The following is a 20539-nucleotide window of genomic DNA, read 5'->3' as shown; positions in this document are numbered from 1 at the left end:
GTTGCGGGTATTGCTGATCAAGACTTCATCGCTGGGCGACGTGATTCATGCGTTGCCGGCGCTGACCGATGCGGCCCGGGCCATCCCCGGGATCAAGTTCGACTGGGTGGTGGAAGAAGGCTTCGCCGAGATCCCGACCTGGCACCCGGCCGTCGGCAAAGTGATTCCGGTGGCGATCCGCCGCTGGCGCAAGAACCTCTGGCAGACCATCAAGAGCGGCGAGTGGAAGCGCTTCAAGCAAAGCGTGCGTGCCAGCAAGTACGACCTGGTGATCGACGCTCAGGGCCTGTTGAAAAGTGCCTGGCTGACCCGCTACGTCAAAGCCCCGGTGGCCGGTCTCGACAAAGGTTCGGCGCGGGAGCCGATCGCTGCACGATTCTATGACCGCAAACTGGCCGTGGCCCGGGGGCAGCACGCTGTCGAGCGCGTGCGGCAGTTGTTCGCCATCGCTCTGGGTTATGACCTGCCCAAAGGCTTGGGCGACTACGGCCTCAACGTCGAGCGTCTGGTGGAATTGCCACGCAAGAGCGCCTTCGTGGTGTTCCTGCACGGCACCACGTGGGACACCAAACACTGGCCGGAAGCCTACTGGCGCGAGCTGACCGAGCGGGTCGGCTATCTTGGCGTCGGCGTCAAACTGCCGTGGGGCAATCCGCTGGAGAAAGCCCGCGCCGAGCGCATTGCTGCCGGGTTCAAGCACGCCGAAGTGTTGCCGAAGCTGAACCTGGCCGGCGTCGGTAAAGTGCTGGCCGGTGCCCAGGCCTGCGTGGCGGTCGACACCGGCCTGGGCCATCTGGCGGCTGCGCTGGACGTGCCGACGATTTCGCTGTTCGGTCCGACCAACCCGGGCCTGACCGGCGCCTACGGCAAGGTGCAGATTCACATGGCCAGTGATTTCCCCTGCGCCCCTTGCCTGCAAAAGAAATGCACTTACCAACCGACTGCGCAGGATGCCCGTCAGTTTGACCTGAAACGCGAGCAGCCTCTGTGCTTCACGCGTGTGAATCCCGAGCGTGTCGCCAGCCGACTGAGCACGTTGTTAATGGCTGAGGAGCTGCGCTGATGCAATTGGCATTTGTCCTGTACAAATATTTCCCGTTCGGCGGCTTGCAGCGCGACTTCATGCGCATCGCCCTCGAATGCCAGAAGCGCGGTCACCAGATTCGCGTCTACACCCTGATCTGGGAAGGCGACGTGCCGCCCGGGTTCGAAGTGCTGGTGGCGCCGGTCAAGGCGTTCTTCAACCACCGTCGCAACGAGAAACTCAGCACGTGGATGGAAGCGGACCTGGCCAGGCGTCCGGTGGACCGGCTGATCGGCTTCAACAAGATGCCGGGGCTGGACGTCTACTATGCCGCCGACGGCTGCTTTGAAGACAAGGCGCAGAACCTGCGTCACTCGCTGTACCGCCGCTGGGGCCGCTATCGCCACTTCGCCGAGTACGAGCGCGCGGTGTTCGCCAAAGACGCGAAAACCGAAGTGTTGATGATTTCCGAAGTGCAGCAGCCGCTGTTCATCAAGCACTACGACACGCCGCTTGAGCGCTTCCACCTGCTGCCGCCGGGCATTGCCCAGGACCGTCGCCGGCCGGCGGATGCCGATGAGATTCGCGCCGGTTTCCGCGCCGAATTCAACCTCAAGGATGACGAACTGCTGCTGGTGCAGATCGGTTCCGGGTTCAAGACCAAGGGCGTCGATCGCAGCCTCAAGGCGCTGGCCGCACTGCCGGCGGAGCTGAAGAAACGCACCCGGCTGTTTGTAATCGGCCAGGATGACCCCAAATTGTTCCAGATGCAGAGTGCAACTTTGGGCCTGGGCGACAACGTGACGTTCCTCAAGGGCCGCAGCGATATCCCGCGTTTCCTGCTCGGCGCCGATCTGTTGATCCACCCGGCGTACAACGAAAACACCGGTACGGTGCTGCTCGAAGCGCTGGTCGCCGGTTTGCCGGTACTGGTCAGCGCGGTCTGCGGTTACGCCCATTACATTGCCGAGGCGGACGCCGGGCGAGTGCTGGACGAGCCGTTCGATCAGGCGCAACTCACCCAATACCTGACCGAGATGTTGACCGACGCCTCTGCACGCGCGGCCTGGAGCCGCAATGGTCTGGCCTTCGCCGAGACGGCCGACCTCTACAGCATGCCGCAACACGCGGCCGATGTGATTCTGGCGGAGCACGCTTAAATGAAGTTGATGCTGGCTGAACCGTTCAAGAGCCTTTGGGCCGGACGCGACCCGTTCGCTGAAGTCGAAGGCTTGCAGGGCGAGGTCTATCGCGAGCTGGAAGCTCGACGGACGCTGCGCACGGAAGTCGACGGCAACGGATTTTTCGTCAAGATCCACCGTGGCATCGGCTGGGGGGAAATCTTCAAGAACCTGCTGACCGCCAAGCTGCCGGTGCTCGGCGCGGGTCAGGAGTGGAAGGCGATCCAGCGTCTGCAGGAAGTCGGCGTGCCGACCATGACTGCGGTCGCCTATGGCGAGAAGGGCAGCAACCCGGCCGATCAGCATTCGTTCATCGTTACCGAAGAGCTGGCGCCGACCATCAGCCTCGAAGACTTCAGCATTGAATGGGTCAAGCAGCCGCCAGAGCCAACGCTCAAGCGTGCGCTGATCGCTGAGGTGGCACGCATGACCGGCATGATGCACCGCGCCGGGGTCAACCACCGCGACTGTTACATCTGCCACTTTCTGCTGCACACCGACAAGCCGATCACCCCGCAGAGCTTCAAGCTCTCGGTGATCGACCTGCATCGCGCCCAGACCCGCCCGGCGATCACTCAGCGTTGGCGCAACAAGGATCTGGCGGCGCTGTACTTCTCGGCGCTGGACATCGGCCTGACCCGCCGCGACAAACTGCGCTTCCTCAAAGGCTATTTCCAGCAGCCGCTGCGGCAGATCCTGGCGCAAGAAGCACCGCTGCTGAGCTGGCTCGAAGGCAAGGCCAACAAGCTCTATGCGCGCAAACAGCGTTACGGGGATGCGCTCTGATGGCGGGTTGGACTCTGGAGCCGCAGTACAGCGATCTGGCCGAAGATTTCGGCAGCCTCGAAGCGGTGTTTGCCCTGCAGGGTGAACGCCTGACCCGCGATCCGCTGTCCGAAGTCATTCGTGTGCAGCGCAACGGCGTCAATTACTACGTCAAGCGCTACGTCGGCGCGGGCAAGGGTTTGCGCCGTTACCTGGGCAAGCCCCGGGTGAAGATGGAGTGGCAGAATCTCAAACGCTTCGCCAAATGGGGTATTCCCACCGCTGAAGTAGTGGGCTGGGGCCTGGAGCGGCGTGGCGCCGCCTATGCCCGTGGAGCGATGATCACCCGTGAGCTGCCGCGCACCGAGGACCTTTCGGCGCTGGCCGACCGTAAAGATCCCAAGCTCAAGGATCGCCGCTGGGTCGATGGCATCAGCCGGCAATTGGCGGTTTACACCCGGACCATGCACGATCAGCGCTTTACCCATAACGACCTGAAGTGGCGCAACCTGCTGATCGACGATCAGGCGCAGCTGTTTCTGATCGACTGCCCGAACGGTGATTTCTGGCGCGGCTTCTGGCTCAAGTACCGCATCACCAAGGACCTGGCCTGTCTCGACAAAGTGGCCAAATATCACCTGTCGAACACCCAGCGCCTGCGCTTCTACCTGCAATACCGCGGACGTGACCGGCTCAATGCCGCCGACAAGAAACGGATTCGTCACGTGGTGAGATTTTTCGAGGGACGCGAATGACTGATTTCCTGGCCGCTGAAGACCGGGCGCTGCTTGAGCGTCATGGCCTCGGCACTTTCGATGCGCTCTGGGCCAAACAGCTCGAAGCGGTGGACGAGCCGAACACCGATGGCGGTGGCTGGAGCAGCGTGTTTCGCCTGGAGCTGGAAGGGCAGGCCTACTACCTCAAGCGTCAGAGCAATTACCTGACCCGCACCCTGCACGCGCCGTTCGGCGAACCCAGCTTTGCCCGTGAGTTTCGCAATATCAGCCGCTACAACAAGCTGGGGATTCCCGCGTTGCAGGCGGCGTTCTTCGGTGAGCGCAAGGTCAAGGGCGACGTCCACGCGATCCTGCTGACCCGCGCCCTCGACGGCTGGGATGACCTCGATTCGCTGTTGCAGCGCTGGTCCGAGCTGACCGCTGCGCAGCATTCGGCAATTCTCCAGGCCTGTGGACAGCTGGCGCGCCAGCTGCACGGCGTACGTCAGGTGCACGGCTGCTTTTACCCCAAACACATCTTTTTGCGGGCTGATGGCGAGCGCTATCGGGCGCAGTTGATCGACCTGGAAAAGACCCGGCCCCTGCTGTTCGGTCTGCGTGATCGGGTCAAGGATCTGGAGCCGTTGCTGCGTCGCGCGCCGGAATGGAGCGAGGCGCAATTGCGCGAGTTGCTGGCGGCGTATCTCGATCAGCCAATCGACAGTTCGCTGGTCGACAGTTGGGTTTCGCGACTGACCGCACGTCGCAGTCGCAAGGAGACCCGTTGATGCGGTTGTCCGAACTGAAAAACGCCGGACGTGCGCCGAGTCTGCCGCTGACGATCACTCTCGCCGATGCGGCAGGCCCTGCGGATCTGCAGTTGCTGAGCCTGCTGCGAGTGTTGCCCGGACAGCGCTATGTCGGTGCCGGGGTCTGGCGCGGGCGGCCGGTGCTGGCCAAATTGCTGGTGGGCAGCAAGGCTGCGCGGCATTTTCAGCGCGAGCTGACGGGCGTAAAGTTGCTCGCCGACCAGGGCCTGACCACGCCGTTGCTGTTGGCCGATGGCCTGCAGGACGGCGAGGGCGGCTGGCTGCTATTCGAATTCCTTGAAAACGCCGAAAGCCTCGGTGACACCTGGCAGCAGGTCGAGTCGCTGCCAGTGCTGGCGGACGAGCAATCGGCGGTACTGGCCGAAGCGCTGGGGGCCATCGGTCAACTGCATGGCAAGGGCCTGTGGCAGGAAGATCTGCACCTGGACAACCTGCTGCGCCATGACGGTCAGTTGTACCTGATCGATGGCGCCGGAATTTGCGCCGAGACCACCGGTCAGCCGTTGTCGCGGCAGAAGGTGCTGGAAAACCTCGGGGTGTTTTTCGCCCAGTTGCCCAAGTCGCTGGAGCCGTTCACCGAAGAATTGCTGGTGTATTACCTGCTGAGCAACAGCGAGCACGCGCTGCCGCTAGAGGCACTGCAGAAGCAGATCGCCAAGGTTCGCGCCTGGCGCCTGAAGGATTACCTGATCAAGGTCGGCCGCGAGTGCACCCTGTTCAGTGTGCAGCGCGGTGCGTTTGGCCTGCGGGCGATCCGTCGCGAGGAAGAAGCAGCGATGCTGCCGGTGCTGGATCAAGCCGATGCGTTGCTCGATCAGGGCCATCTGTACAAGACCGGCGGTGCGGCGAGCGTCGGCAAGGTTGAAGTGGCCGGGCGCACGCTGGTGATCAAACGCTACAACATCAAAGGCTTTGCGCACTGGCTCAAACGTTTCTGGCGCCCGAGCCGCGCCTGGCACTCGTGGCGTGAAGGCAATCGCCTGGCGTTCCTCGGCATCGCCACTCCCAAACCGCTGGCCGTGCTGGAAAAGCGCTTTCTGTGGCTGCGCAGTCGAGCCTATCTGGTGACCGAGTTCCTGCCGGGCCCGGACATCATCGAGCGCTTCGCACCGTACGTCGAAAGCGGCACTGCGCCGGAGTCCGAGTTGTTGGCGCTGGATCAGCTGTTTTCACGGCTGATCGCCGAGCGCATCAGCCATGGCGACTTCAAGGGTCACAACCTGTTCTGGCAGGAGGATCGCTGGGCGCTGATCGACCTGGATTCGATGTGTCAGCACGCCTCTGCCAGCAGTTTCGCGCCGGCCTATGCGCGGGATCGAGCGCGGTTCATGCGCAACTGGCCCGAGAGCAGCGCGTTACATCAGGTGATCGATCAGCGGCTACCCAAGGACATCTCCAGCGCGGCCTGAGCCGCCTTCGCGAGCAAGTTCACTCCCACATGGGATTGCATTCCCCTGTAGGAGTGAGCCTGCTCGCGATGAGGCTCTAAATCCTCAAAAAATCCCCCCTCGAGCAATGACGGACAAGCACCACTGACTTGTCCTACAGCTTCTCCGGAAGCCATGAACTGTGCCCGCTCCAGCCTCGATGCTAGTTTGCCCTGACCACTTCGGAGGGCAAATCTTGACCATCAAAAAGGCTGTAACCCTGAGCGCCTGCTCATGGGTTCTATCCGGTTGCGGCACCGCCGCCTCGGTGCTGCAAATGGACGCCGACGTCGCCCGCGACATGCGCAAGCAGAAAACCTATTGCCAATCGATCCCGCGGATCTACAGCGGTCTGGCATTCGATTTCTGCGTACTCAATGCCCCGCCTGACCCGACAGGCGTGCTGCTGCCATTCGTGCTGCTGGATCTGCCACTGTCGGGTGTGCTGGACACGGTGGTGCTGCCGTACACGATTTATCGTCAGGCCAGCGATGGCAACCTTGGTATCTATTGGCGGCAGCGCGGTTATTGAGCCTGAGCACAAGGTTTATCCGGCCCAATCAACCTGGGGTAATTCGCACAGGGTCATTCCCGCCACGTTTACGCTATAATCCCGCCCTTTAGCTGTCTCTCGCCCGGTGCGAGGGCACATCAATTTTCAAGGCGCATCGCGCCTGAATGCAGACTAAAGAGGCTAGACCCTGTGGCATTGACGATTCTTGGCCTGTCCGGCGCCCTTAGCCATGACCCTTCAGCCGCCTTGTACATCGACGGCAAGCTGGTGGCGGCGGCTGAAGAAGAGCGCTTCGTCCGCGATAAGCATGCAAAGAACCGCATGCCCTACGAATCGGCGAAGTTCTGCCTGGAACAGGCCGGTATCAAGCCGTCCGACGTTGACGTGGTGGCGATTCCGTTCGCGCCGATCAGCCTGTTCGGCAAGGCCCGCTGGCAGTACGCCAAGCGTTACTGGTACGCCCCGGATCGTGCACTCGACGCGATCCTGATGGGTAACCGTCGCTACAAGCGTTATCGCAACAAGATCGTCTGGTGCCTGGAGCAACTGGGTTTTGATCCGAAGAAGATCAAGATCGAGCCGGTCGAGCACCACCTGGCTCACGCCTCCAGCGCCTACCACTGCTCGGGTTTCAAAGAGAAAACCGCGATCCTCGGTATCGACGGCAAGGGCGAATACGCCACGACTTTCTTCGGTTATGGCGAAAACGGCAAGATCCACAAGATCAAGGAATTCTTCGATCCGGACTCCCTCGGCGGCCTGTACGGCGCGATCACCGAGTTCCTTGGCTTCGATATGCTCGACGGTGAGTTCAAGGTCATGGGCATGGCGCCGTACGGCGACGCCAGCAAATATGACTTCTCGCGTCTGGCCTCGTTCGAAAACGGCGAGTTGGTGATCAACACCGACTACGCCAACGTGATCGGCCTGCGTCGCTACAAGGAGAAGGGCAAGGGTTACTACTTCTCGCCGAAACTGATCGAGTGGCTGGGTCCCAAGCGCGAAGGCGACATCGCCGACGAACCGTACATCCACTACGCCGCGAGCATTCAAGCGCTGTTCGAGAAGATCGCGCTGCAGATGATCGATTACTACCTGGGCGACGTGCTCAAGGAAACCGGCAAGCTGGCCTACGCCGGTGGCTGTGCGTTGAACGTCAAGCTCAACCAGAAAATCATCGCCCGCGATGACGTCAAAGAGCTGTTCGTACAGCCTGCATCCGGCGACGCCGGCACCGCGGTTGGCGCGGCGGCCTATGTGTCCAACGCCCGTGGCGTGCCGGTCGAGAAGATGGAACACGTCTACCTCGGCCCGTCGTACAGCAACGAAGACGTGATCGCCGCCTGCGCCCGTCACGAGAACAAGCCGACCTGGCGCAAGCTCGACAACATGCCGGAGCAGATCGCCAAGATCATGGTCGATGGCAACCCGGTGGCCTGGTTCCAGGGCCGCATGGAGTTCGGCCCGCGTGCACTGGGTGGTCGTTCGATCATCGGTTGCCCGAGCATTGCCGGTGTGGCTGACCGCATCAACCACCAGATCAAGTTCCGCGAGCGCTGGAGGCCTTTCTGCCCGTCGATGCTCGACACTGTTGCACCGCAGATGATCAAGATCGATCATCCGGCGCCATTCATGACCTTCACCTTCGAAGTGGCGGAAGAGTGGAAGACCCGCGTGCCGGAAGTCGTCCACGAAGACGGTACTTCCCGTGCCCAGGTGCTCAAGCGCGAATACAACCCGCGTTACTACGACATGATGAAGGCGCTGGAAAACCTCACCGGCAATGGCGTGTCGCTGAACACCTCGTTGAACCGTCGTGGTGAACCGATGATCTGCTCGCCGACCGACGCCCTGAACATGTTCTTCGGCTCCGATCTGCAGTACCTGATCATGGAAGACATTCTGGTGGTCAAAGAGGGCGCAAACGCTTATGACTCGCTCGGCTGAACGCCATGTGCTGCAGTTCTGTCACGGCTATGACGGGCCGTTCCTCGACTGCGCACGGCAGTACGCCAGCCTGTTCGCGGGCACCGGTTATCGGGTGACCACGGTCTTTCTGACCGGGGCCGCCGATAGCGAGGTGGCCGCAGCGTGTGCTTCCGATGAAGTGTTGTTCATGGAATACAGCTCCAAGGCCATTCGTGGCCTGAAGCTGGGCGCCATCGGCGATCTGCGCAAGATCGCCGCTTCACGCAATTTCAGTTTCTGCATCGCCCATCGCTTCAAGCCGATCTACATCGCTTTGCTCGGCACGTCGCTGCCGGTGGTTGGCGTGCATCACGCGTTTGACGATTACAAGCGCGCCACGCGCAAGCTGTTCGCGCAGATTTTCCGCAAGCGCCTGAGCTTGCTTGGCGTGTCCGACGCGGTGCGTGACGACATGCGTCGTTGCCTGCCGAAATGGCCGTCCACCCGCATTCAGACCCTGTACAACCGCATCGACGTGCCAGCCTTGCAGGCCAGTCAGGTGTCGGCTCGCGCAGCCCGCGAGACCCTCGGGCTGGCGGCGGATGCATTCATTGTCGGCAACGTCGGACGGCTGCACCCGGACAAGGATCAGGCCACGTTGCTGCACGGTTTTGCCGCGGCGTTGCCGGGGCTGCCGGGCAACAGCCAACTGGTGATCCTCGGCAAGGGCCGTCTGGAGCAGGACCTCAAGGAATTGGCGCGCGAACTGGGTATCGGTGACCGGGTACTGTTTCTCGGTCAGGTGCCGGAGGCGCGCAATTACTTCCGCGCCTTCGATGTGTTTGCCCTGAGCTCTGATCACGAACCGTTCGGCATGGTGCTGCTTGAAGCCATGGCCGCCGGCGTGCCTTTGCTCGCCACCGCGTGTGGCGGGGCGAAGGAAGTGGTCGAAGGCGTTGGCATTCTGTTCCCGCTGGGCGATGCCGAACACCTGGCACAAGGCCTGCAACATTTGGCGGGTATGGATGATCAGCAGCGCCGGCAGTGCGCCGAGCTGATGCTCGATCGCCTGCGTGAGCGTTTCTCCGACCGTGCGGTGCGCGACACCTTCTGGCGTCTGCCGCAAGTTACCGATCTGGCACCGAGGGGCTGATGCTCAACCGATTTCAAGGCTGGCGCGAACGTGGCTGGTCGCCCGTTGACGCCTCCACCTATGCAACCGCCTGGCAGCGTTTTGGCGGCAGCGTCGCGACCCATCCGCTGGTGGTCGAGCGTCTGGCCGCGCTGGCCGGCATCCCGGTGCGCTATCTGGCGTGGGAGCAGGGCGGTGAAGTCAAAGCGGCAATTCCGACCTGGGGGCGCGATCTGGCGCTGTCCAAGGACGTGCTCAAGCGCAGTGGCAAAAAAGGCCTGTTCGACCTCGGTAACGCCGAGCTGATCCTGCCGGCCGCCGTCGATGCCCAGGCACCGCTGCGTCATCGCGCACGCTATCTGTCAGCGCTCAACGAAAACCGCTTCAGCGGCATCAAGTTGCAGACCGAACAACTGGCCATGGCCCGTACCCCCGAAGAGCTGTCGAAGAAGTTTCGCTACAACCAGCGTCGTGAACTGCGCCTGCTGGAAGAGGCAGGCGGTGTGGTGCGTGCGGTCAGCGAGTTCTCCAGTGCCGAACTGGCGGTGATCTACTGTGATCTGTTCCAGCGCCGTTGGGGTTTCCCAGCCACGGGCGCGGCGCGCATGGCCGAGGTCATCGAGCTGCTGCGCGAACTGCTGATCGGCTCGGTGATCTTCCTCAACGATGCGCCGATCGCGATCCAGCTGGTGTACCGCGTCGAAGCGCCGGAGTGGATCAGCGTCGAGTACATCAACGGCGGTGTCGATCCCGAAACCCGCGAATTCAGCCCCGGCAGTGTGTTGAGCTTCCTCAATACGCAAAGTGCCTGGGAACACGCGCGAGCACTGAACAAGCCGCTGCGGTTCTCCTTCGGTCGCGCCGACCGTGAATACAAGGATCGCTGGTGCAATCCTGTGCCGGTGTTCACCGTATGAGTCAGCCCATGAGCCGCAAACAGCAACTGCTCAAGCGTCATCGTCGCAATAAACGCATCACCTTGCTGATCGCCTTGATCGTGTTGATCACGCTCGGTGTGCTGGTCGCGTGGTGGTTGCCGCTGGTGCTTGCGGTGCTCGGCTGGATCGCCCACGAGGCGTGGTTTGCCGATCATCTGTTCTATTCGCCGAAAGACGATTACCAGTACAGCTTTCCACCATTCACTCCGCAGCCGAAGGTTCATCTGAACGGCGAGCGATTGCGCCTGGACGAGGGCGTGATGCTGGTGGACGAGGCCACGCTGATTCTCGCGGTGCGGGTCAAAAGCAGCTGGCTCGGACGCTTCTTCGATCCGCGCGTCGAACTGCTCGGCGGAACGAATCCGGATGCGCAAAGCTTCGAGCGCGGCGCCAATGGCGTGCGTTACCTGAACCTCAGCGGTCAGGCGCAAGCCCTGTCGCAAGGCCAGTTGCGTCTGCGCGGACGGTTCTGCCGGGTGGCCGGCGAGCCGGTGCTGTGGGCGCTGGAACAACCGGACTACCGTCGTCAACGGGTGATGGTGATTGCACCGCATGCCGACGATGCCGAGCTGGCAGCCTACGGCTTGTACAGTCAGGCCGACGAAACCTGGATCGTCACCCTGACCGCTGGCGAGATCGAAGCCGAACATTATCAGCAGATGGGCATGAACAAAGTCGAGGCGGCGCGGCTCAAGGGTCGCCTGCGTGCCTGGGACAGCCTCGCCGTGCCGCGTTGGGCCGGCGTGCCGCAGGAAAACTGCGTGCAGCTCGGTTATTTCTGCCTGCAACTGGCAGCGATGCAGGTTGCGCCGAATCAGGCGGTGGGTTCGCGGGAAGCTGACCTGAACGACACGCGACTGTTTCGCCAGTTGAATCCGTTCACCCTGCCGGGCGACACCGATGGCGCGCCGACCTGGAACAATCTGCTGGCCGACCTGCGTGAAGTGCTGCTGCGCGCGCGCCCGGACGTGATCGTATTGCCGCATCCTACCCTCGATCCGCACCCTGATCATATCTGCGCCCAGCAAGCGGTCTTGCAGGCCTTGCACGGTCTGGACTGGCAGCCGACGCTGCTCGGTTACGCCAACCATTTGCACGACAACGACCGCTGGCCGATGGGCAACACCGGGCAGGGCATTGCCCTGCCGCCGGCCTTCGAATCGACCGTGGCGATGCAGCCGCTGTGCCTGCCACTGTCCATTGAACAGCAGCGAGACAAGGCCATGGCGCTGGGCATGATGCATGACCTGCAGCCACCGGCCCCGTTCAAGCGCCGCCTGCGCCGAGTGATTCAGCGCCTGCTGGCCGGTCGGGCACCCTCGGTGTATGGGGAAAACGAGTTTTTTCGAAAAGCGGTCAGACGCCAGGAATTGTTCTGGTTATTGAAGCACGGTGAACCGGGCGATCAGCGGGGAGAGTCATGAGTCAACGGTCCAAGGTGTTGCAGCTGCAACCCGACTACAACGTCAAAGCCCATGATTTCGCCGACCTGGCCGAGCAGATCGTCAAGGCGTTGCCGTCGGATCGCTATGAAGTCACCGCCGCGTTCCTGCGTGGCAAACCGGGGCCGGGCGAGCCGGTCAGTCGGGCCGACCGTTCGGTGTATTTCGAGTTTTCCGACAAGTCGCTCAAGGGCATGCGCCTGCGGGCGATGTGGCAGCTGTACAAGTTCTGCCGCCGGGAAAAGTTCGACGTGGTGATCTGCAACCGTTTCAAGCCGGTGAACATGATGCTCGCGCTCAACCGCTGGTTGAAGGTGCCGCTGTGCATCGGCATCTCCCACGGTTTCGGCGAATACGATCGTTTTTACCGGCGCCGCCAGACCCAGCGCCTGATTGATCGGCACTGGCGTTTCGTCGGCGTGTCGCCGGCGGTCAAACAGTACCTGCTGGACTGCGATTGCGGTTTTACTGACCAAAACACCTACGCCATTACCAATGCCATCGACATCGAGCAGGCCGAAGGTTTGCAGCACAGCCGCGAAAAAGCTCGTGAGCTATTGGGCATCGACCCGAATGTGCGTTTGATTGGCGCACTGGGCCGACTGGTGTCGGTCAAGGGCCACACCTATCTGTTGCAGGCTTTTGCCGCGCTGAAAGACAAATACCCGAACACGCAGTTGGCGATCATCGGCGCCGGGCGCCTGCAAGCGCCACTGGCGGCGGAGATCGAGCAACTGGGCCTGAGCGGCCGCGCGCACCTGCTGGGGTTCAAGGAGAACGCCCTGCAGTACGTGCGTGCGTTCGACATCTGGACCATGCCGTCGCTGGCCGAAGGCCTGGGGCTGGCGTTGCTCGAAGGCATGAGCGGTCACCTGCCGGTGATCGCCTCGAACGTGCCCGCCATGTTGCCGCTGATCGAAGGTGCCGGCGGGCTGGCAATTACGCCGAAGGATGTGCCGAGTCTGGTCGCGGCGCTGGATAACTATCTGGCGCTGTCCGATGACGAACTCAAGGCCAAGGGCGAGCAGGCCTACCGTTATCTACAGGAACAACACGACATCGAGGTGTTCCGTCAGGAATATCTGGACCTGATCGATTCAGGCCTGGAGCAGGCTCGCAAGGAGCAGCCGTGAGCGAAGAAAAAGCCATGAGCGAAGAGAACGCCGCGAGCGAAGCAAACGCCCTCGTCACCGTCATTATCGCCTCGTACAACCACGGCCCGTACATTGAGGAAAGCATCCTCAGCGTCCTCAACCAGAGCTACAAGAACATTGAGCTGCTGGTGGTCGATGACGGTTCGAAGGACGACAGCGTCGAGCGCATCAATGCGTTGCAGGCGCAGTATGGTTTCGATTTTCGTGTGCAGCAGAATCAGGGGCTGACCAACACCCTCAACGGTGCCATCGCCCGCTCGAAGGGCAGCCTGATCGTGCCGTTCGGCTCCGACGACATCATGTATCCGGAGCGTATTGCCACCCAGGTGGCGTACATGGATGGCAAGCCTGAAGTCGGGATCTGTGCCGGCAACATCGAGTTGATGCACGCCGACGGCAGCCTTTACCCGGAGAAGCGTCAGCGTCGCGACGTGCCGTTCCGCCGCCTCGATTTCGATGACATGTTCCTTGAGCGCAAGCCCTATCCACCGGCACCGACCCTGATGATCCGTCGCGAGGCGCTGGAGAAGGTGGGAGGATTCGATCCGACTATCCGTCTTGAAGACCTGTACATCGAACTGAAGGTGACCCGCGCCGGTTACTTCATCGACGGTCTGAACGTGGTGATGGCACGCTACCGCAAGCACGCCACCAACTCGTACAAGAACCATCGCTTCATGATCGAGAACATTCTGCGCACCTATGCGCTGTTCAGCGATCACCCGTTGTACGACGAAGTGCGCTTCAAGGCGCTGAACTCGATGTTCCTCAAGACCGCCAACCGCAATCGCAAGCTGGCGCGCGAGCTGCTGGCACAGATCCCGTTCAAGGCCTGGAACAAGAAAACCTGGCGCGGATTGGGGCGTTTGCTCTTTTCTCCGCTGGAAAAGGACTGAGGCGACGGTCGCCCGCACTCAGCGAGCGACTTTCTCCGGAAGATGCTTTTCGCCCTTCTGGCGCTGGCGCAACCAGTGCACAACCTTCTTGCCGGCAGCCATGCCCGGTTGCTCGATATAGAGGAAGGTCGCGCTGCTGATCAGAATCAGCAAACACGTGCAGACGGCCACCAAGGGCAGGTACACCGACGTTTCCCGCGCATCGATATTCAGCAGCAGCGGTAACCGTTGAACCATCAGCCACAGGACGAAACCGTGCAGCAGGTAGGTGCTGTAGCTGATCTCGCCGAGCCAGCGAATGCTGCGCGGTTTCAGCACACCGAACAGATTATTGCCGGACGCCACGATCACGAAAAACAGCGACAGCAATAAAAGCGGTGCCGTCTTGAACGCCCGACTGAACGCAGTGAACGCAATCACCAGGGCGAGCACGGCGATGATGCCTGCCAGGCGCGACTGACTCCATGCCACGAGCGCCGGCCGGCGAATCCAGTACGCGGCCGCGATACCGCCGAGAAAACTCGCCAGAAAGTGCTTCTTCAGCGAATGCTCCCAGCCGATGAACTGGTACAGCGCGTAGATGCCGAGCAGGCACAGCACCACTTGCAACCAACTGCCGCGGTAGATGAACACCAGCCCGGCCAGTGGCAGGGCCAGGTAGAAAAACACTTCATAGGCCAGCGTCCACGTGACGTTGGAGATCAGCATGCCGGAGTGACGGTACTGGTTGATGTCCGGCCGGTCGAACGTCAGCCAGGCGAGAATCTGCTTGAACAGCTCAAGGCCAGGCTCTTTCAGTTGCCAGTTCTGCAAGTGGAAGACCGAAACGAACACCAGCAGCATCAGCGGCAGGTACAGCGGATACAGGCGAAATACCCGTGAGACGCCGAAGGCCAGCCAGTCGTGGTTGCGTCCCTGGGCGAGCAGGCGGCTCCAGAACAGAAACCCGGTGATCATGAAGAACAGCGCAACGCTGCCCTGGCCCAGCATCGAATAGAAGTTGCTCGGGGGGAAGTCGATCACTCCGGTGCGCAAGAAGATCCAGGTAATGATCGAGTGGTGCACGAATACGCCAAACGCCAGATAGCCGCGCAGGCCGTCGATGCTGGCATAGCGGCTTTCGCCGGAATGCTGCAGGTGCCGAGCGATTTTCGGCACCGCGCGCAACAGCAGGGCAGAGGTGACGATGGCCAGCAGATAGGCGGCCAGCGCAAATACAGGATTGGTTTCGGTCATCAGTGAACTCGGGCCGGTGTGTTGCCGGCCAGCACTTGCCTGTGCAGATTTTCAACCGCGGATTTAGACGCCGTCATGGCGTACCCCTGGAGCAACGCATCGAGGTGATCCTCGAACAGCCAGCGTTTGTCGACAGTGTAACGTTGCATATGACGCAAATTGCGTTGGCGCAAAGAAAGACTGAGCGGGGTAGGGTAGATACGCAGGTCGGCCAGATCAATCAGCCCGAATTCGCCATCTTCCAGTACCAGTACGTTGCCCAGGTGCAGCGAGCGGAAATACACACCTTTCTCGTGCAATTGCGCCATGAATTTGCCAAAGCGCTCTACCAGCGCCTGGCGCACTGCCGGGGCCGTGATGCTTTGCAGCACCTGGCGCAGGGTGTGCCCCGGCAAGGGTGCGTAGTGCACCGCGCTGCTGCCGTCGTCGAGACGGTACAGATTCAAGACTTGCGGTGTGGGAATGCCCTTCTGGCGCAGTTGTTCGCTGTTGACCGCGAAGCGTTCGGAGTAAGGATTGAAACTGCCGGAGGTGTACCAGCGGCGACGGCGGAACAATTTGAGGAAGCTGCCGTCGGACAGGCGCAGCACTTTCGGGCCAAGGCCATCTTCTTCAATGATCTGGGCTGCGCTGCTCAATTGCTCAAGGCCTGTCGCCGTGAGTTTTTGCACCGGCAGGGTCAACAGGCGCCGCGCGCGTTGATTGATGCATAGCGCCGCGATCAGTGCCAGCGGGATCCACAGCAGGAACCAGTGCTCCTTGGGTCGCGAAATGATTCCGCCGCCTTCGGTCAGCCCGGCACCGATACCGAATACCAGCCAGGTCGAGGCAATGATCAGCAGTGGCTGCACACGCTGGCGCCAACTGCTCAGCAGCCCCCACCCGAGGAAAAACAACCAGGGCAGCAGGCCGATGATGCCGACGTAAAACAGGACACCCAGGACAAAGCTGTGCGGCTCCTGGAAGCTGACACCGTTACCAGGGTCGACGGCAAGACTGGCGCTGTAGCCATGGCCGATCCACGGATGATCAGCAATCATGTGCAGCACTTTCTGCCAGATTTCCAGGCGGTAGGAATCGCCACGCTCGGTGATCATCTGCGCAAACAGGCCAAGAACGGCCGCGCCGCTCAGGGCCAGCGCGATCAGCAGCCCGACCGAGCGTCGGTTCCAGCAGATGAAGCACAGCCACAGCGCCGCCATGGTCAGTGCCACCAGCGGCGTTCTGGAGCCGGTGCCGATCACCGCCATGAACATGATGGCCATTGCCGGTACGCTGAGCCACATCATCTGGCGGCGTTTGCAGGTCATGGTCACGCTCAGCCAGTAGGCACTGAAGAACCCGAACAGGTGCGAACTGAGCAGCGGATTGTCGAAGGCGCCACCGCCGATCAGGCGCATCCCCGGTTCGTAGACCCGGGCGAACATGAGCAGGAAAATGGTCGTGGCGATCAGGGCCACCAGTGCCGCGCCGAACAGCAACGGTTGGAGGATATCGCTGCGATAGCGCACCAGCAGGTAGCAGCCGGCGAACAGCAGCAGGGTATGCAGTGGCGGCTTCAGCATTCCACCGAAGGGCTCGCCTCCAGGTCCCCAGGCGAGGCTGAGCAGGGCCCACGCCGCGAACAGCAGGACCGCGAGGAAAATCGGCTCGCGCAACAGTTCCTTGAGTTCACGCGGGCGCAGACACAGCGCGATCAGTGTCGGAATGCTGAAGAGTCCATAAAACAGCTTGTGATGCAGGCTTCGGCCCGGCAAAAAGAACAGCGCGCACAGGAGCAAGAAATAGCCGGTGGGAAGAATCCACAGGCTAATGAAATCGAAAATTCGATTGGACGTACTGCTGAAGCCGCGAAGTTGCATGCTGTGAGATTCAATCCTGAAGTTGATCGACCATTCGGATGATGGCTATTTGATGCGGAAAAGGTGCTTAACAATACCAGCCTTTCGCCGATTGCCAGAACCCTGAAGAAGCTGTGCTAAAGTCAGCGTCCTTTTTATCGACTTTCGCGTGATATGACCGACTCCAGTCCAGCCGCAAGCCCTTCGAGCTTGAAAATCTACTTCCGCCTGCTCGGCTATGTCCGGCCGTACATCAGTCTGTTTCTGATCAGCATCGTCGGTTTTCTGATTTTCGCCTCGACGCAGCCGATGCTCGGCTACATCCTCAAGTACTTTGTCGATGGCCTGTCCAACCCTGAAGCGGTGCTGTTCCCCTCCGTTCCGTACCTGCGTGACCTGCAACTGCTGCAGGCCGTACCGCTGCTGATCATCCTGATCGCCGCATGGCAGGGGCTGGGTTCCTATCTGGGCAACTACTTCCTGGCCAAGGTTTCCCTGGGACTGGTGCATGATTTGCGTGTGCAGTTGTTCAATAACCTGCTGGTCCTGCCCAACCGCTATTTCGACAAGCATAACTCCGGTCACCTGATTTCGCGTATCACCTTCAACGTGACCATGGTCACGGGGGCGGCAACAGATGCGATCAAGGTCGTAATCCGTGAAGGGATGACGGTGATCTTCCTGTTCGCGTCGCTGTTGTTCATGAACTGGAAGCTGACGCTGGTGATGGTAGCGATCCTGCCGCTCATCGCCGTGATGGTGCGCACGGCGAGCAAGAAATTCCGCAAGCAGAGCAAGAAGATCCAGCTGGCGATGGGCGACGTCACGCATGTGGCCTCGGAAACCATCCAGGGCTATCGCGTGGTACGCAGCTTCGGCGGCGAAGCTTACGAAGAACAACGCTTCCTCAACGCCAGCCAGAGCAACACCGACAAGCAACTGCGCATGACCCGCACCGGTGCGATCTATACGCCGATGCTGCAACTGGTGATCTACACCGCCATGGCCGTGCTGATGTTCCTGGTGCTGTTTCTGCGCGGTGACGCCTCGGCGGGTGACATGGTCGCCTACATCACGCTGGCGGGCCTGCTGCCCAAGCCGATCCGCCAACTGTCCGAAGTCAGCTCGACCATTCAGAAAGGCGTGGCCGGCGCCGAGAGCATCTTCGAGCAACTGGACGTCGAGCCGGAAGTCGACACCGGTACGGTCGAGCGCGACGCGGTGAGCGGTCGTCTGGATGTGCGCAACCTGAGCTTCACCTACCCGGGCACCGAACGTCAGGTGCTCGACGACATCAGCTTCTCGGTCCAGCCGGGGCAGATGGTGGCGCTGGTAGGGCGTTCGGGCAGCGGCAAGTCGACGCTGGCCAACCTGATTCCGCGTTTCTATCACCACGACAAGGGCGAAATCCTCATCGACGATGTGGAAGTCGAACAGTACAAACTGCTCAACCTGCGTCGTCACATCGCCCAGGTGACTCAGCACGTGACCCTGTTCAGCGACACCGTGGCCAACAACATCGCTTATGGCGATCTGGCCGGTGCACCGCGTGAGGACATCGAGAAAGCGGCGCGTGATGCCTATGCAATGGATTTTATTGCGCAACTGCCTGAAGGCCTGGACACCCAGGTCGGCGAAAACGGCGTGTTGCTGTCCGGTGGCCAGCGCCAGCGCCTGGCGATTGCCCGTGCACTGCTCAAGAATGCGCCGCTGCTGATTCTCGACGAAGCCACCTCGGCGCTCGATACCGAATCCGAGCGGCACATTCAGGCGGCACTGGATCAGGTGATGAAGGGCCGCACCACGCTGGTGATTGCCCACCGTCTGTCGACGATCGAGAAGGCCGATCTGATTCTGGTCATGGATCAGGGACGAATTGTCGAGCGCGGTACCCATGATCAGTTGCTGGCACAGAACGGCTACTACGCACGTCTCAATGCCATGGGCCTCGATGCCCCGGCCGAAGACATCGCCTGATTCCAGGCCTTACCCTGTGGGAGCGAGCCTGCTCGCGAAAGCGGTGCAACAGACGACATCCATGTCGAATGAGCACACGCCATCGCGAGCAGGCTCGCTCCCACAGTCGTTTGTATCCAGACCTTTACCCTTCTTGACCAAACCGGAATAAATCCGGGCACCGCGCTTGTTAAGGTTCCTCAACGAACTCTGACTTTCATCGAGGGGGCCATCCCCGTCGCGCGGGTGCTTTCATGCTGCAACGCTATCTCTGGAAACTGCTGCCCAAGCCGCAGCGGGCCTTTCTGTTGGGGCGCCTGTCGGTGGTCGATCGCCAGGTGGTGAACAAATCGATGTCGGCCAACCTGACGTTTCCCCAAGCCTTCCAGCAGCATTCCTGCCTGTTCATCCACGTCCCCAAATGCGCCGGCAGCAGCATTTGCACGGCGATGTTTGACGGCTGGCGCCCCGGGCATTTGCCGCTGTACTGGTACGAAGAGCAATTTCCCGAACAGTTCGCGAAGGCTTTCAAGTTCGCTTTTGTCCGCGACCCGCTGGAGCGCGCCTATTCGGCCTATGCCTTTCTGCGTGGCAACGCGTTGAGCACGCGTGACCACCCGGCGCAGCAGATGGTGCGCAAATACCGCGATTTCGACGACTTTGTCACCCGCTGGCTGCACCCGGAAACCATTGCCCGGCAATTGCACTTCGCGCCACAGACTGACTTTCTCGTTGATTCGCTCGGGCACCTGGCACTGGATTTCGTCGGTTACCAGGAGCACCTGGCGCGCGATTTTGCTCTGGTCTGCGAGCAGTTGGGGCTGAACAGTCAGTTGCCTCACGTCAACAGCTCGCGGGAGCGGCAATCGATGCCTGCGCGTGAGTTCTGTTGCGTACGCACCCGGCGCCTGGTGCGTCGGGTTTATCAGCGTGACTACGAGTTGCTCGGTTATGAATGAGTTCTTGTCACAGGCGGTACAGCCGCTCGCGATTCGGCCTTATGGTCTGGCACTCTCGCATCAGGCCCGGGCAGCGCTCAAGGCGCAGCGTCCATGCTGCCTGTGGCTGACCGGATTCTCCGGTGCCGGCAAGTCGACCCTGGCCAATGCCCTCGAGCTGCACCTGCATGCGTTCGGTCGGCACACTTTTCTGCTCGATGGCGACAACGTGCGCAACGGTCTGTGCCGTGACTTGGGCATGAGTGATGCCTGTCGCCGGGAAAACACCCGGCGCATGGCGGAGGTGGCGCGGCTGATGGTCGACGCCGGGTTGATTGTGATCGTTGCGGCCATCTCGCCGTTCCGCGCCGAACGCGACGCCGCGCGTGGGCTGTTTGCGCAGGACGCGTTCATTGAGGTGCATGTCAGCACCTCGCTGGAAGTCTGTGCCCGCCGCGATCCAAAAGGTCTGTATCAGGCCGTACGGGAAGGACGGATCAAGCACTTCACGGGGGTGGACAGTCCTTACGAACCGCCGCTGACAGCCGAGTGGCAGATCGATACCGAGGACCTCGACTTGTCCGAAGCCTGCCAGCAGTTGGCGGCGTTGGTGCTCAAAAAATAAGCAAAATACCGAGCTG

General features: G+C 61.2%; 18 protein-coding genes. 16 read left to right on the top strand and 2 right to left on the bottom strand.

From position 1 onward, the window contains the following. Position 1 precedes the first annotated feature (1 nt). The 13 genes from waaC (at position 2) to PseAD21_RS10155 (ending at position 13927) form a co-directional block, all read left to right on the top strand. Positions 2-1063: a lipopolysaccharide heptosyltransferase I gene (gene waaC / locus PseAD21_RS10215; RefSeq protein ID WP_047600759.1), complete on the top strand. Its 1062-nt coding sequence runs from the start codon at positions 2-4 to the stop codon at positions 1061-1063. Further along, complete coding sequence (locus PseAD21_RS10210; protein WP_102355565.1) at positions 1063-2184, top strand: glycosyltransferase family 4 protein; 1122 nt, start codon at positions 1063-1065, stop codon at positions 2182-2184. Before waaC ends, PseAD21_RS10210 begins: the two co-directional genes overlap by 1 nt. Further along, the gene (rfaP, locus tag PseAD21_RS10205) at positions 2185-2991 is read left to right on the top strand and encodes a lipopolysaccharide core heptose(I) kinase RfaP (protein ID WP_102355564.1); all 807 of its coding nucleotides are present in this window, start codon (positions 2185-2187) and stop codon (positions 2989-2991) included. It abuts the gene before it with no gap. Next, positions 2991-3725 carry a lipopolysaccharide kinase InaA family protein gene (locus PseAD21_RS10200; RefSeq protein ID WP_102355563.1) on the top strand — a complete coding sequence of 245 codons (735 nt, stop codon included), beginning with the start codon at positions 2991-2993 and terminating at the stop codon, positions 3723-3725. The genes rfaP and PseAD21_RS10200 overlap by 1 nt, the downstream gene beginning before the upstream one ends. After that, positions 3722-4474, top strand: a complete 753-nt coding sequence (locus tag PseAD21_RS10195; RefSeq protein WP_102355562.1) for a lipopolysaccharide kinase InaA family protein — start codon at positions 3722-3724, stop codon at positions 4472-4474. The genes PseAD21_RS10200 and PseAD21_RS10195 overlap by 4 nt, the downstream gene beginning before the upstream one ends. Beyond that, a complete protein-coding gene (locus tag PseAD21_RS10190) occupies positions 4474-5925 on the top strand; it encodes a lipopolysaccharide kinase InaA family protein (protein ID WP_102355561.1) in 1452 nt (483 codons plus the stop codon). Before PseAD21_RS10195 ends, PseAD21_RS10190 begins: the two co-directional genes overlap by 1 nt. Positions 5926-6139: 214 nt before the next feature. Next, positions 6140-6475 (top strand): YceK/YidQ family lipoprotein, encoded by a 336-nt coding sequence (locus PseAD21_RS10185; protein ID WP_102355560.1) that lies wholly within the window; start codon positions 6140-6142, stop codon positions 6473-6475. Positions 6476-6646: 171 nt separating this feature from the next. Then, positions 6647-8404, top strand: coding sequence for a carbamoyltransferase (locus PseAD21_RS10180; protein ID WP_102355559.1), 1758 nt, complete (start codon positions 6647-6649; stop codon positions 8402-8404). Next, positions 8388-9518, top strand: a complete 1131-nt coding sequence (locus PseAD21_RS10175; RefSeq protein WP_102355558.1) for a glycosyltransferase — start codon at positions 8388-8390, stop codon at positions 9516-9518. Before PseAD21_RS10180 ends, PseAD21_RS10175 begins: the two co-directional genes overlap by 17 nt. Beyond that, positions 9518-10414, top strand: coding sequence for an antimicrobial resistance protein Mig-14 (locus PseAD21_RS10170; RefSeq protein ID WP_102355557.1), 897 nt, complete (start codon positions 9518-9520; stop codon positions 10412-10414). The genes PseAD21_RS10175 and PseAD21_RS10170 overlap by 1 nt, the downstream gene beginning before the upstream one ends. 8 nt (positions 10415-10422) lie before the next feature. Further along, on the top strand, positions 10423-11859 hold the full coding sequence (locus tag PseAD21_RS10165) for a PIG-L deacetylase family protein (RefSeq protein ID WP_102355635.1): 1437 nt from the start codon (positions 10423-10425) through the stop codon (positions 11857-11859). Beyond that, positions 11856-13010, top strand: coding sequence for a glycosyltransferase family 4 protein (locus PseAD21_RS10160; RefSeq protein ID WP_025110200.1), 1155 nt, complete (start codon positions 11856-11858; stop codon positions 13008-13010). The genes PseAD21_RS10165 and PseAD21_RS10160 overlap by 4 nt, the downstream gene beginning before the upstream one ends. Before the next feature lie 14 nt (positions 13011-13024). Then, positions 13025-13927 (top strand): glycosyltransferase, encoded by a 903-nt coding sequence (locus tag PseAD21_RS10155; RefSeq protein WP_102355634.1) that lies wholly within the window; start codon positions 13025-13027, stop codon positions 13925-13927. Positions 13928-13945: 18 nt separating this feature from the next. Here PseAD21_RS10155 and PseAD21_RS10150 read toward each other — a convergent pair whose 3' ends face one another. Beyond that, the gene (locus PseAD21_RS10150) at positions 13946-15163 is read right to left on the bottom strand and encodes an acyltransferase (RefSeq protein ID WP_102355556.1); all 1218 of its coding nucleotides are present in this window, start codon (positions 15161-15163) and stop codon (positions 13946-13948) included. Beyond that, complete coding sequence (locus tag PseAD21_RS10145; RefSeq protein ID WP_102355555.1) at positions 15163-17025, bottom strand: bifunctional O-antigen ligase/aminoglycoside phosphotransferase family protein; 1863 nt, start codon at positions 17023-17025, stop codon at positions 15163-15165. The genes PseAD21_RS10150 and PseAD21_RS10145 overlap by 1 nt, the downstream gene beginning before the upstream one ends. A gap of 153 nt (positions 17026-17178) precedes the next feature. On the opposite strand from PseAD21_RS10145, the gene msbA reads away from it, so the two are divergent. From msbA to cysC, 3 genes are all read left to right on the top strand, one after another. Next, a complete protein-coding gene (msbA, locus tag PseAD21_RS10140) occupies positions 17179-18981 on the top strand; it encodes a lipid A export permease/ATP-binding protein MsbA (protein WP_102355554.1) in 1803 nt (600 codons plus the stop codon). A 233-nt stretch (positions 18982-19214) separates the two neighbouring features. Continuing rightward, a complete protein-coding gene (locus PseAD21_RS10135; RefSeq protein ID WP_102355553.1) occupies positions 19215-19919 on the top strand; it encodes a sulfotransferase family 2 domain-containing protein in 705 nt (234 codons plus the stop codon). After that, on the top strand, positions 19912-20523 hold the full coding sequence (gene cysC / locus PseAD21_RS10130) for an adenylyl-sulfate kinase (RefSeq protein WP_102355552.1): 612 nt from the start codon (positions 19912-19914) through the stop codon (positions 20521-20523). Before PseAD21_RS10135 ends, cysC begins: the two co-directional genes overlap by 8 nt. Positions 20524-20539: the final 16 nt, after the last annotated feature.

It is taken from the genome of Pseudomonas sp. AD21 (assembly GCF_002878485.1).
Lineage (GTDB): Bacteria > Pseudomonadota > Gammaproteobacteria > Pseudomonadales > Pseudomonadaceae > Aquipseudomonas.
This window is presented reverse-complemented; position numbering and strand designations above follow the sequence as displayed.

Bases quoted from the DNA above. Each gene is read 5' to 3' on its own strand.
- PseAD21_RS10210 (WP_102355565.1), top strand. From the start codon at position 1,063: ATGCAATTGGCATTTGTCCTGTACAAATATTTCCCGTTCGGCGGCTTG.
- rfaP (WP_102355564.1), top strand. From the start codon at position 2,185: ATGAAGTTGATGCTGGCTGAACCGTTCAAGAGCCTTTGGGCCGGACGC.
- PseAD21_RS10200 (WP_102355563.1), top strand. From the start codon at position 2,991: ATGGCGGGTTGGACTCTGGAGCCGCAGTACAGCGATCTGGCCGAAGAT.
- PseAD21_RS10195 (WP_102355562.1), top strand. From the start codon at position 3,722: ATGACTGATTTCCTGGCCGCTGAAGACCGGGCGCTGCTTGAGCGTCAT.
- PseAD21_RS10190 (WP_102355561.1), top strand. From the start codon at position 4,474: ATGCGGTTGTCCGAACTGAAAAACGCCGGACGTGCGCCGAGTCTGCCG.
- PseAD21_RS10175 (WP_102355558.1), top strand. From the start codon at position 8,388: ATGACTCGCTCGGCTGAACGCCATGTGCTGCAGTTCTGTCACGGCTAT.
- PseAD21_RS10170 (WP_102355557.1), top strand. From the start codon at position 9,518: ATGCTCAACCGATTTCAAGGCTGGCGCGAACGTGGCTGGTCGCCCGTT.
- PseAD21_RS10165 (WP_102355635.1), top strand. From the start codon at position 10,423: ATGAGCCGCAAACAGCAACTGCTCAAGCGTCATCGTCGCAATAAACGC.
- PseAD21_RS10160 (WP_025110200.1), top strand. From the start codon at position 11,856: ATGAGTCAACGGTCCAAGGTGTTGCAGCTGCAACCCGACTACAACGTC.
- PseAD21_RS10155 (WP_102355634.1), top strand. From the start codon at position 13,025: ATGAGCGAAGAGAACGCCGCGAGCGAAGCAAACGCCCTCGTCACCGTC.
- PseAD21_RS10150 (WP_102355556.1), bottom strand. From the start codon at position 15,163: ATGACCGAAACCAATCCTGTATTTGCGCTGGCCGCCTATCTGCTGGCC.
- PseAD21_RS10145 (WP_102355555.1), bottom strand. From the start codon at position 17,025: ATGCAACTTCGCGGCTTCAGCAGTACGTCCAATCGAATTTTCGATTTC.
- msbA (WP_102355554.1), top strand. From the start codon at position 17,179: ATGACCGACTCCAGTCCAGCCGCAAGCCCTTCGAGCTTGAAAATCTAC.
- PseAD21_RS10135 (WP_102355553.1), top strand. From the start codon at position 19,215: ATGCTGCAACGCTATCTCTGGAAACTGCTGCCCAAGCCGCAGCGGGCC.
- cysC (WP_102355552.1), top strand. From the start codon at position 19,912: ATGAATGAGTTCTTGTCACAGGCGGTACAGCCGCTCGCGATTCGGCCT.